This is a genomic window from Tangfeifania diversioriginum (assembly GCF_900141875.1).
Classification (GTDB): Bacteria; Bacteroidota; Bacteroidia; order Bacteroidales; family Prolixibacteraceae; genus Tangfeifania; species Tangfeifania diversioriginum.
In genome coordinates, this window is the sequence record NZ_FQZE01000028.1 from 21,233 (window position 1) to 33,075 (window position 11,843).

13 protein-coding genes are annotated in these 11,843 nt (G+C 43.2%); 7 read left to right on the top strand and 6 right to left on the bottom strand.

Annotated features, from left to right (window positions below):
- Positions 1–8: 8 nt before the first annotated feature.
- The 3 genes from metG to vap15 form a co-directional block, all read right to left on the bottom strand.
- On the bottom strand, positions 9–2,087 hold the full coding sequence (gene metG / locus BUC07_RS16055) for a methionine--tRNA ligase (RefSeq protein ID WP_262509503.1): 2,079 nt from the start codon (positions 2,085–2,087) through the stop codon (positions 9–11).
- Positions 2,088–2,288: 201 nt separating this feature from the next.
- Positions 2,289–2,711, bottom strand: a complete 423-nt coding sequence (locus BUC07_RS16060; protein WP_073171852.1) for a putative toxin-antitoxin system toxin component, PIN family — start codon at positions 2,709–2,711, stop codon at positions 2,289–2,291.
- On the bottom strand, positions 2,692–2,925 hold the full coding sequence (gene vap15, locus BUC07_RS16065; RefSeq protein WP_073171954.1) for a type II toxin-antitoxin system VapB15 family antitoxin: 234 nt from the start codon (positions 2,923–2,925) through the stop codon (positions 2,692–2,694). Before vap15 ends, BUC07_RS16060 begins: the two co-directional genes overlap by 20 nt.
- 201 nt (positions 2,926–3,126) lie before the next feature.
- Between vap15 and BUC07_RS16070 the strand changes: the two genes are divergently transcribed.
- The 7 genes from BUC07_RS16070 (at position 3,127) to BUC07_RS16100 (ending at position 8,128) form a co-directional block, all read left to right on the top strand.
- The gene (locus BUC07_RS16070) at positions 3,127–3,777 is read left to right on the top strand and encodes an HAD hydrolase-like protein (protein WP_073171855.1); all 651 of its coding nucleotides are present in this window, start codon (positions 3,127–3,129) and stop codon (positions 3,775–3,777) included.
- A gap of 96 nt (positions 3,778–3,873) precedes the next feature.
- A complete protein-coding gene (locus BUC07_RS16075) occupies positions 3,874–5,109 on the top strand; it encodes an alpha/beta hydrolase (protein ID WP_073171859.1) in 1,236 nt (411 codons plus the stop codon).
- A 9-nt stretch (positions 5,110–5,118) separates the two neighbouring features.
- Positions 5,119–6,024, top strand: coding sequence for a S66 peptidase family protein (locus BUC07_RS16080; protein WP_073171862.1), 906 nt, complete (start codon positions 5,119–5,121; stop codon positions 6,022–6,024).
- A 29-nt stretch (positions 6,025–6,053) separates the two neighbouring features.
- Positions 6,054–6,416 carry a YraN family protein gene (locus BUC07_RS16085; protein ID WP_073171865.1) on the top strand — a complete coding sequence of 121 codons (363 nt, stop codon included), beginning with the start codon at positions 6,054–6,056 and terminating at the stop codon, positions 6,414–6,416.
- A gap of 53 nt (positions 6,417–6,469) precedes the next feature.
- On the top strand, positions 6,470–6,826 hold the full coding sequence (locus tag BUC07_RS16090) for an MmcQ/YjbR family DNA-binding protein (RefSeq protein WP_073171868.1): 357 nt from the start codon (positions 6,470–6,472) through the stop codon (positions 6,824–6,826).
- Position 6,827: 1 nt separating this feature from the next.
- The gene (locus tag BUC07_RS16095) at positions 6,828–7,907 is read left to right on the top strand and encodes a C1 family peptidase (protein ID WP_073171872.1); all 1,080 of its coding nucleotides are present in this window, start codon (positions 6,828–6,830) and stop codon (positions 7,905–7,907) included.
- Positions 7,907–8,128 (top strand): RNA-binding S4 domain-containing protein, encoded by a 222-nt coding sequence (locus BUC07_RS16100; protein ID WP_073171875.1) that lies wholly within the window; start codon positions 7,907–7,909, stop codon positions 8,126–8,128. Before BUC07_RS16095 ends, BUC07_RS16100 begins: the two co-directional genes overlap by 1 nt.
- Positions 8,129–8,131: 3 nt before the next feature.
- Here BUC07_RS16100 and BUC07_RS16105 read toward each other — a convergent pair whose 3' ends face one another.
- From BUC07_RS16105 to BUC07_RS16115, 3 genes are all read right to left on the bottom strand, one after another.
- The gene (locus BUC07_RS16105) at positions 8,132–8,650 is read right to left on the bottom strand and encodes a DNA-3-methyladenine glycosylase (RefSeq protein ID WP_073171879.1); all 519 of its coding nucleotides are present in this window, start codon (positions 8,648–8,650) and stop codon (positions 8,132–8,134) included.
- A gap of 28 nt (positions 8,651–8,678) precedes the next feature.
- Positions 8,679–11,144, bottom strand: coding sequence for a YfhO family protein (locus BUC07_RS16110; protein ID WP_073171882.1), 2,466 nt, complete (start codon positions 11,142–11,144; stop codon positions 8,679–8,681).
- A 219-nt stretch (positions 11,145–11,363) separates the two neighbouring features.
- Positions 11,364–11,843: a superoxide dismutase [Ni] gene (locus BUC07_RS16115; RefSeq protein ID WP_073171886.1), complete on the bottom strand. Its 480-nt coding sequence runs from the start codon at positions 11,841–11,843 to the stop codon at positions 11,364–11,366.

Consider the following 11,843-nt stretch of genomic DNA (forward strand, 5'->3'; position numbering starts at 1 on the left):
CAGCGAGATTACTTGATTTCCGAACCGTTTTTCACTTTCTGGTCAGGCGAAACAATCGACAGTTTACCGTCGGCATCTTCGGCGCACAAAATCATTCCCTGCGACATGATTCCACGCAACTTTTTGGGTTCCAGGTTCACCAAAATGGAAACCTGTTTGCCAATCAAATCTTCGGGTTTGTAAAACTCTGCTATTCCCGAAACAATGGTTCGTTTATCAATTCCGGTATCCACTTTCAGTTTCAGTAGCTTTTTGGTTTTCGCTACTTTCTCTGCCTCCAGAACCGTGGCCGAGCGGATGTCCATTTTCCCAAAATCGTCGAATTCAATGCTCTCTTTTGCCGGTTTGGCTTTTGCTTCAGCCAGTTCGTTGGCTTTGCGGGCATCGAGCAGTTTTTGCAACTGCGCCTCAATCACCTTGTCGTCAACTTTTTCGAAAAGCAATTCCGGCTTGTTGGTTTTGTGTCCGGGTCGCAGCAAATCGGTTGCGCCCAGTTTTTCCCAGTTCATTTTGTCGAAATTGAGGAATCCGCGCAGTTTCTCCATGCTAAACGGAAGGAACGGTTCCAGGATGATGGTGAGGTTGGCCGAAATCTGCAGGCAAACATTCAAAACGGTTTTTACCCGTTCTGGATCCGTTTTGAACACTTTCCAGGGTTCTTCGTCGGCGAGGTACTTGTTGCCGAGGCGAGCCAAATCCATGGCATATTTGAGCGCTTCACGGATCCGGAAATTACCGAGACTTTTATCCACCTCAGCTTTTATGGCAGAAATTGATAAAAGTGTCTCCTTGTCGTAATTCGAAAGTTCGCCTGCTGCCGGCACTTCACCATTGAAATATTTATTGGTGAGCACCAGCGCGCGGTTTACAAAGTTGCCGAGGATGGCCACCAGCTCGTTGTTATTCCGGTTCTGGAAATCTTTCCAGGTAAAATCGTTGTCCTTGGTTTCCGGGGCGTTGGCGGTAAGCACGTATTTCAGCACATCCTCTTTCCCCGGGAAATCTTCTAAGTATTCATGCAGCCAAACCGCCCAGTTACGCGAGGTGGAAATTTTATCGTTTTCGAGGTTTAGAAATTCGTTGGCCGGCACATTGTCGGGCAAATTATAGGTTCCCTCTGCTTTCAGCATGCTTGGGAAAATGATGCAGTGAAAAACAATATTGTCTTTCCCGATGAAATGCAATAGCCGTGTTTCCGGGTCTTTCCAGTATTTTTCCCAGTCGTCGGTGAGCTCTTTTGTGGCCGAAATATAACCAATGGGTGCATCAAACCAAACGTACAGCACTTTTCCATCGGCCTCTTTCAGCGGAACAGGCACCCCCCATTTCAGGTCGCGGGTAACGGCACGGGGCTGCAGCCCGCTGTCGATCCACGATTTGCACTGCCCGTAAACATTGGGTTTCCACTCTTTGTGTTCCCCGAGGATCCATTCCTTCAGCCACGGTTCGTACTGGTCGAGTGGCAGGTACCAGTGTTTGGTTTCTTTCAGCACCGGCTTGTTGCCGCTAATCATAGAAGTGGGGTTAATCAATTCAGTCGGACTCAGCGAAGTGCCGCAGCTTTCGCACTGGTCGCCGTAAGCTTTTTCAAACCCACATTTCGGGCAGGTGCCGATGATGTACCGGTCGGCCAGGAATTGTTTGTTTTCTTCGTCGTAATATTGCTCGGACGTTTTTTCAACAAATTTGCCTCCGTCGTATAATTTTTTAAAAAATTCAGAAGCCGTTTCATGATGCACTTTCGCGCTGGTGCGCGAATACACATCGAACGAAATGCCGAATTTCTCAAACGATTCTTTAATGATTTTATGAAATTTATCCACCACATCCTGTGGTGTCACGCCTTCGTTTTTCGCTTTTAAAGTAATGGGTACACCATGTTCGTCCGAGCCGCCAATCAGCAGCACATCTTCATTTTTCAGCCGCAGGTAGCGGGCATAAATATCGGCCGGAACATAAACGCCTGCCAGGTGGCCAATGTGAATCGGGCCGTTGGCATAAGGCAGTGCAGTGGTTATCAGTGTACGTTTAAAATTACCCATGTTTAAATATTTTACTTGAAAATGGTTCTTTTTTATTAAGGGCACAAAGATAAGGGAATTGAGGGAAAACGGATTTTACAATAACATTTTTTAGCTATATAGGATCGGGATTTGCCGTTTGCAGCTATGCATTTATAAAATGTTGACTTGGTTCTAACAGTTAGAAATCTTTGCATTCATGAAAATTTTACTCAACAGAATACGAAATGAAACTGTTAAGAGTTCAACTTTGAATGAAAAGGTTGTTCAAATAGAATTCACAATACTATTGAATTCACTGTACTTAACTACATTCGTATTTTGTATCTTAACCAGATCAAGCAAATCGTAATCACCAGTAAGCAAATAATCAGCTTGAGAATCAATGGCTAAAGCAATCAGATAATCATCTTTACTGTCCCTGCAAATTTTTACTTTAGTCTGTAGTGTCACTTTTTCTGAGGCCTCATCAAGTAATTCAAAAAAATCCAGAATTTGTTCTTTGCTGAAATATTTTCTGATTTTGGGTTTATTAAATACTTCGCGAAGTTCATGCAATTGTTCTTCACAAGTTACAATGCTAATCAAATTTGAATTAATATGAATTTGCAATCCCTGTAGGCTTCCTCCAATCAGGAAAGATATCCAAACGTTACTGTCAACAATTATTTTAATAGATTTGTCTGCCATTTTCAAATCTTTCCTTTCTTACTGATTCAACCTCCCTGGTTATTTCGCCAAAAGTTAAATCATCAGTTTTGGCAGATTTTAAAAGTTTATTAAATCGTTTGAGGAACAGTGATTTCTTTAGTTCGTTGTATAATTGAAATCTATCATTTTCATCTAATTCTTTTATGATTTTTATGAATTGTTTTTTATTTAATTCTATTTGTACTGTTTTCATAATTGCCATTATTTATTAAACAAATCAAGTCAAAATTTCAAATTGATTACTCTCTCAAAAATACAAAATGTAAATACAAAACGGCCTTTTTCAAATGATTATTTTTCAAACACATACTGTATTGAAATGAGAAATGCACCAATTATTCAGGACGAATAAAATCGGTATATAATATGTTATATTTGTCAAAAAATTATTGAGATGCCATACTTTTCCCACATTATTTTCGACCTCGATGGAACGCTGACCGACAACACCCGCGGAATTGGCAGTTCCATAAAATATGCACTGGATAAAATACAACTGGATGGTTTTAACGGCGTGGTACCCGATGAATTTATCGGTCCGCCACTACAACAGGGTTTCAAAAAACTGTTTGGGCTGAATGAACGCAACACGGAACTGGCCGTGGAGTATTTCAGAGAGTATTACTCTGTGCACGGTTTGCTGGAAAACGATCCGTATCCGGGCATTTTTGAAATGCTGGAAGAATTGCATTTTGCCGGAAAACACTTATACATTGCCACATCGAAACTCGAAAAGTTTGCCCTGCAAATCAGCGATCATTTCGGGTTCAACAAATACATTGTTCAGCTCAAAGGGGCCGATTACAAAGGGGAACATGCCACCAAAGCCACCATTGTTTCTCACCTCTTGGAATCGCGTCAACTGCAGTCGTCAAAAAAAATTGTGATGATTGGTGACACGCTTTTCGATATTGAAGGTGGCATAGAAAACGGTTTATCAACGATTGCGCTCACCTACGGTTTTGGGAAAAAGGAAGACCTTGAAAAAGCCGGCCCTGATTATTTGATTGACAGCGTGGAGGAGTTGTACGAGGTGTTGGTGTGATCCTTTCAAAATTTTAGGAACTCAGAAACTTTCTAAAAAAATTTCAGGATTATGGCAAATCCCTAATTTTGTTGCCATTCAAGTTAATTCATAAAAATGACAAAAACCATCCTGTTTATATTTATCGCAGCACTGTTTTTAGTAAGCTGCCAAACTGAATCCGTTAATAATTCAAAAGAAATAATATCACTCAAAACCTGGCTGGCGGAAGCCTCCGGAAAGGGAAGTAATTTGCCCGCACAGCCTTTTGCGCAAAAAGCAATTTCGGAAGAAGAAGCCGATACGGCGGTTCAAATGATTCATCAGTTCCTAAATAAAAAGCTAAAAGAAAAATACGCGGGCCTTTGGCAAGACAGTACATTGAAAATCGGTAACCGAGAACTTCAGTTCCGATACAAAAAATTTGGCAAAAAACCTGTAAAAGGCTGGAGCCTTTACATTTCGATGCACGGGGGTGGTGGCACAACAAAAGAGATGAACGATCAGCAATGGAGAAACCAAATCGGTTTGTACGAGCCGGAAGAAGGAATTTACATGGCGCCGCGCGCGCCCACCAACTCGTGGAACATGTGGCACCAGGCGCATGTCGATTCTCTTTTCAGCCTGTTTATTGAACTGGCCGATGTGTTTGAAGACATCAACACCAACCGGGTTTACCTCACCGGCTACTCCGCAGGCGGCGACGGCACTTACCAGCTTGCTCCGCGCATGGCCGATCAGTTGGCGGCGGCAGCCATGATGGCCGGCCACCCAAATGATGCTTCGCCGCTGGGATTGCGCAACCTGCCGTTTGCACTCCACATGGGTGCCGAAGATGCGGCTTACGACCGCAATAAAATTGCTGCCGAGTGGAAAAAAAAGCTGGATAAACTTCACCAGAATGATCCGGAAGGTTACATGCACGATGTCCAGATTCATGAAAATATGGGCCATTGGATGGAGCAAAAAGACACGGTTGCCATCGGCTGGATGGCTCAATTCAACCGAAATCCGTACCCTGAAAAGGTAGTTTGGAAACAAAGCAGCGTAATTCACAACCGATTCTACTGGCTAGGTGTGCCTGAAAATGAAGCTGTAAAAGATGCGCTGGTGGTAGCCAATAGAGATGGCCAAACTATTACCATTGAAAAAGCTGAACTGGTAGATACGTTCCTTATCAACCTGAATGATAAAATGGTTGATCTGGACGAGAAAGTAAAAGTGGAATACAACGGCGAAATAATTTACAACAATACACCGAAACGTGACATCGCACAAATTTGGCAGTCGCTCACCCAAAGGAATGATCCGCAGCAGGTATTTTCTGCAAAAATTGAAGTAACTTTGAATTAAAACAGAGGTATGATTGTTCCACCTGCATTGAAAAAAGGAGATAAAATCCGCATCGTTTCACCTGCCGGAAAGGTAAAGGAGAAATATGTTTTGCCAGCTGTTGACTGGCTGCGCAAACAGGGATACCGCGTAGAATTAGGGAATCATGTTTTTACCACTCATTACCAGTTTGCCGGAACCGATCATCAACGATTGGAAGATTTACAAACAGCACTCGACGACCCCGAAACTTCGGCCATAATTTGTTCTCGCGGTGGCTACGGAACCGTGCGCATCATCAGCAAACTCAATTACGATAGATTACTGAAAAATCCAAAATGGGTTGTGGGTTTCAGTGACATCACCATTTTGCACACCTGCCTGAACAGCCAGGGAATTGCCACTATCCACGGAGCAATGCCGCGCTATTTTTTCGAAAAAAACGGGCAGCCCAACGAAAATTTAAAGTCGTTGATGCAACTGCTCACCGGGGGCAGTGCCTCGTACAACATACCCGCAGCCAAAGGTGATCATCACGGCAAAACAACCGCTGAACTGGTGGGCGGAAATCTTTCCATTGTATCCAGCATGCAGGGAACCAGTTGTGAGTTGAATACCGATGGTAAAATTCTTTTTCTCGAAGATATCGATGAATACCTTTACCACACCGACCGAATGATTCATCAACTGAAACTGAGCGGGAAACTCGACAACCTGGCAGGGCTGGTACTGGGAAATTTTACCGACATGAAAGACAACGAATCGCCTTTCGGTAAAACAGTCCATGAAATTATTGCCGAAGCAGTTGATGAATACGATTATCCTGTTTGTTACGATTTCCCGGCGGGCCACAACGGTAAAAACCTGGCCCTGCTTTTTGGCAAAAAATGGGAATTGGAAGTAACAGAAAAACAATCACAACTAAAACTACTTTGAACTTTGAACCTTAAACTTTGAACTAAATAATGGTTTCACAACGCGAAATAGGAGAACTGGCAGAATTGCATGCAAAAAACTATTTGCAAAGTCAGGGTTACGAAATCCGGGACACCAACTGGTACCACGGCCACCTTGAGCTGGATATTATTGCCCGCGACGGCGATGAACTGGTAATTGTGGAAGTAAAATCGCGGAACGGACTGCGCTACGAACATCCCTCGGAAGCAGTTACCAATGCCAAAATGAAACGGATTGTGGAGGCTGCCGATGCCTATATTCTCGAAAAAGATCTGGAATATGAGACCCGGTTCGATGTGGTGACTGTCATTTTTTTTGGACAGGATTTTGAACTCGAGCATTTTAAAGATGCGTTTTATCCGACACTCTGAAGTCATTTCCACACATTCTCAAAAAAATTCTATTTTTAAGAAAAATTTATCCAATGAACATTGAAGAACTCAGGGAATATTGCATTGCCAAAAAAGGAGTAACCGAGGAGTTTCCTTTTGATGAAACCACACTGGTTTTTAAAGTAGCGGGAAAGATGTTCTGTTTAACCGACCTGGAAGACGATTTTCATGTGGCCCTGAAAAACCTTCCTGAAAAAAACATGGAGCTGCGTGAGCAGTTTCCGGCTGTAAAACCCGGCTACCATATGAACAAAAAGCACTGGAATACCATTGATATTGATGGTTCAATTCCTGATGATTTGATTTATGAATTCATTGACACATCCTATGAACTGGTGGCAAAAAGCCTCCCCAAAAAGAAAAAAGAAGAGTTTAACTTAAATATTTGACATGAAAAATTTTGCATTGATATTCATTTCTCTGGTTTTAGTGGCAACCTCCGCACAAGCCACAAAAAAACCGGGTTCGTTTACCATTGAAAAAGAGTTGGGACACACCCCGGTAATCAGCCAGGGAAGCACCGGAACCTGCTGGAGTTTTGCCACCACCAGTTTCCTCGAGTCGGAAATTCTGCGAAAAGGTTTTCCACAAACCAATTTGTCGGAAATGTTTTTTGTGTATTACGCTTACAAAAACAAAGCAAAAAAATACCTGCTATACCATGGGAACAACAATTTCGGACAGGGCGGACAGGCTCACGATGTAATCGATGTGTTGCACGAACACGGCATGATTTCGCAGGAAGCATTTCCGGGAAAAACCGACGACGGCCGATACCGCCATCGCGACCTGGTAAATGAACTTGAGACGGAGGTTGCTAACCTGAATAAAAAAAGAAAAAATTTTGACCTTGCCGGTTTAAAATCGTACGAATCAATACTGAAAGAACACATTGGCCGTGTGCCCAACAAGTTTAAGTCAGAAAAAGGCCGGCTTTCTCCTTTGAAATTCCGTGATGAATTTGAAATTGATCCGGACGATTACGTAGAGCTGACCTCTTATTCACATCACCCGTTTTACCAGCCTATTGTGCTGGAAATACCCGACAACTGGTCGCACGCACTTTATTACAACCTGCCCATCGATGATTTGATGGAAGTGATGTACAATTCTGTTGAAAACGGCTACACCTTTTGCTGGGACGGCGATACCAGCGAAAAAACATTTTCCCACAACAAAGGAACAGCCGATTTGCCTGAAAAGCAAAAAGGGAAAGTGGATCAGCTGCTTCGGCAGAAAACATTTTTTAACCGCTCCACCACCGACGATCATCTGATGCATGTTGTCGGCATCTCGAAAAACGATGAAGGCGAAACGGCTTTCTACACCAAAAATTCGTGGGGGCCGGAAAGCAACGATTTTGGCGGCTACCTGCACATGACCGAAGATTATGTGAAGCTGAAAACCATTGCCATTTTGGTGCACAAAGATGCCATCCCGAGAAAAATTAAAAGAAAACTCAATTTATAATGCAGGAATTTCAACTTAAAACAGAATATATTGAACTGCTCAAATTGCTCAAACGGCTTGGCTTTGCCGAAACCGGCGGCCATGCAAAAGTTTTGGTCGAGGAAGGCGAAATTTCCCTGAACGGACAACCAGAATTCAGGAAACGGGCAAAACTCCGCGATGGTGACGAGGTGGAAATAATGGGTGAAAAAATTATTATCCGGGGAGCAGCAGAAAAATAAAATTTAATCAGTTAGAATAAACCTCCAGGGCTTGCTGGCCCAATGCTTCCCTGCGTAATCAACTCCCACTCGCGGTGCTGTTTTGTATTGTTCTTTGTTGTCTGCATCTTCAATCCAAATCCGGGTTGAATCAGCCAAATCTTCCCCGTAAAACGATTTGTTGAGCTGAAGCTTTTTCCCTACTCTGCCCGGTCCGGGAACGCCTTCAATTCCGCGGACTAAAACGGCTGAAGCATCACCTTGTTTGCCGGTAACAATATTCAGCAGCCAGTGAATCCCGTAAACCAAATAAACATACACCAGCCCTCCTTCGCGGAACATCACTTCGGTGCGCGAGGTTTTCCCCCGGCTGGCGTGGCATGCCCGGTCGCCGTTGCCACTGTAAGCTTCCACCTCGGTTATGGCAAACCGCTCAATAGTTCCGTCACTGAATTTACGCACGAGGATTTTTCCCAACATGTCAGGAGCTACCTGCAATACATCGCGCTGAAAAAATTCATTTGGCAGCCTGTTGTTTTTCATTAAAAAAATAATTTTTCAATTCCACGGATTATGCTGTTTTAGTTTTTCTTTTCCGAAACCGGGCAAATCCATATCCTGCTATGGCCAGAATCAACAAGATTGAACTGGCCAGCGAAACTTTATTGCCCACATAATACGATTTTGGCTCAAACTTAAACTCAATGGTATGATTTCCGGCCGGAATTAGCATTGCCCTCAACACATAATTTACCCGGAAATGAGGAACAGGCTCGCCATCGATAAAGGCGTTCCACCCATTTTCATAATAAATTTCGGAAAACACCGTGAATTGCTCACTGGCTGCAGTGTAGTCATATTTCAGATAATTGGGCTGGTATTCCGTGAGTTCAATATGGCCGTTGTTATCTTTGCTGAATGATTTTCCGGCCACGTAATCAGAAAACCGCTGATCGACAATAGCTGTTTCTGCCGGGTCAAAATTTTCCATGGCTTTAATCTCATCATCAGCATTTCCCACCACCTTAAATTCGGGTACAAACCATGCATTTCCCAATGGCATTGGGTTACGAACCGGCGCCTGGTTTAAATCGTAAATCACGTAGCGGGTATTGAGCATGTTTATTGCCGGAAGCTCCATGAAAACAGAATCCATGGCAGTTCCGCCCTGAAAACCACTTACCATTTGCTGAATTTCCGGCTGCAGGTGATGGTCGATCAGATCCTGGTAACGGCGCAGTTTGGCCGCGTGGTAACCTCCCACATTTTTATGGAAATACGAACTCCTTGCATCCTGAAAAGGATTCTGCAACGGCAGTACCCTAAAATACAAATCATCATCCTGGAGAATGGCCTGGTCGGCTGGCATTTGCTGAAACGGATTTTCAGCCTGCCTCTTCGGCACAAAATGATCGTTGTTCAGGTAGCGCTTATCCACAGCCCACAAGTCGATTAGAATTAAAATCCCGACTGCTGCTATCAATGGTGTAGTTTTAATTTTTTTGATGTGCCACAGGTAGATTGCTCCGGCTGCCAGTGCAATAAAAATAAATGAACGAAATGCATCGGAACGCAACATATTTTTCCGGTCGGCAATCACACTGTCCATTAACCAGTCGGGGAAACGCATGGCATCGGTGGCATTGGTAAAATTACCTGAAATGCCCGGCAAAATAGCCAGCAGCAACGAAAGTCCTCCGGCAATAATAACCGACCATTTCAGCCCGTTTAACCACTCTTTTTTATCCACTTTGCCCGAAATGATATCGTTTAAGGCAATAAAACCGAGCAGCGGCATGGTAAACTCGGCAATAACAAGTGTCATACTTGGTGCCCTGAATTTATTGTAAAAAGGCAGATAATCGAGCAAAAAGCTGGTGAGCCACATAATATTTCCGCCCCACGAAAGCACAATAGACAAGACCGTTGCCGATGCCAGCCACCATTTTATGGGACCTTTCACTACAAATAATCCCAAAAGGAAAAGCAAAACCACAATTGCGCCCACGTAAACCGGCCCCGATGTGCCGGGTTGTTCGCCGTGATACATGCTGACAGCCTGAATGGTTTGTCGCGGATTTTGAACGTTCTGGCTTCTCAAAGCCTGAAAACTTTCGGAGTCAGTGCCGGGGTTAATCTGGCTGCCTCCTCCTTTAAAATTTGGGATGAGCAAGGTGAGGGTTTCATCAATCCCGTAGCTCCACTGCACCACGTAATCTTTGTCGAGACCGCTGGTTTTGTTCTCATTGTTGGAAGTCAGTTCCGACGGTCCGCGAATAGTATCTTTTGAATATTCCCAGGAAGTGTAGAGCCTTGAAAAATTCATTCCAATTGCCACAACAGCTCCTGCCAGCAAGAACAAAAAGGCTTTGAAAAATGAAGGCAAAGTTTTTTCACGAATGGCAAAAATCAATTCTACCAAACCATAAACAGCAATTAATAAAAATCCGTAGTAAGTTATTTGCAGGTGCCCACTCAGTAGTTCAAACGAAAAAGCGGCTGCAAACAGCAGCGTTCCGGCAACAGGCTTCCCCCTGAAAGCAAGCAAAACCCCGGCAACAACCGGTGCCAGCCAGGCAATGGCATTGGCTTTTGACATGTGTCCTGCCCCGAGAATTATCAAAAAATAGGATGAAAAAGCAAAAGCAATGGCACCGGCCACGCTTAGCCAGCGGTTAATTTTTAAACTTCTTAATAAAATGAAAAAACCAATAAGGTACAGTATCAGAAATGAGGCAGTAGAAAAAACCTGCCGAATGGGCCTTGAAATATAACGGGATAAATTGCCGGGATAGATTACCGAAATCATGTAACCGGGCATTCCGCTAAACATACTGTTGGTCCAAATGGCTTCTTCGCCGGTTTCTTCACGGTAATCGGCCAGTTCTTTTGCCATGCCCTTGTGGTGTTCAATGTCGGGCATTTGCAGAACCTTTCCTTCAATCAGGGGCGACAGGTACGCATAGGCCAAAACAATAAAGAACAGAATTATTCCCAGGGTTACTAAAATATTGCGGGAGCCGGTCATTTTTGCCATAACAAACGAGTTTTCTTGTATTTCTTAATCTGAACAAAAATAGATATTAACCTGAACTATTCATAAATTTTCAAAAAAATGAAAAAAATGGAGATTAGACTTTGGGAATTTTGAATCCGATTCCAATAAAATGAATTGAAATCAGGAATGCGGCAGATGAAAATAAAAAAGGGCTTTGAAAAAAATCAAAACCCTCTTTTTTTGGTAGATTATGAAAAATTAATGATCGTGACTATGAAAATACAGGTTTTCAAAATTATGAACTTTTGCACGCAGCGTGTCAATTACATCTAAATCCGTAGATTGCTTGCTCTTCATGGCAAATACCAGGATATGGTGAAGTGTTTCAAGCTGTTTCTGATACTTCTTGTAAGCTTCTTCATTATTTGCTTCAACAGGTTTAATCCGCTGGTGAAGGAAATACTGGCTCACAATGTCCTGGATTTTTTTGGCGTGCTCTTCTTTATTCACCACCCAGCGAACCAGCTGGTTATAATCCGGGTTTTCCTGTTCCGACAGCTCGTTAATCATATTCATCGATTTTTCCACTGTCTCAATATGTTCGTAGATCAGAGCAACGCGCACGGAGTCGCCATAAATTCCACAAGGTATTTCGCAATGCGCTTTCGATTCAAATGCTGAAAAACTCAGCACACTTATAAATAGTGCCGTTGTTAGAAGTTTTGATATTTTTTTCAT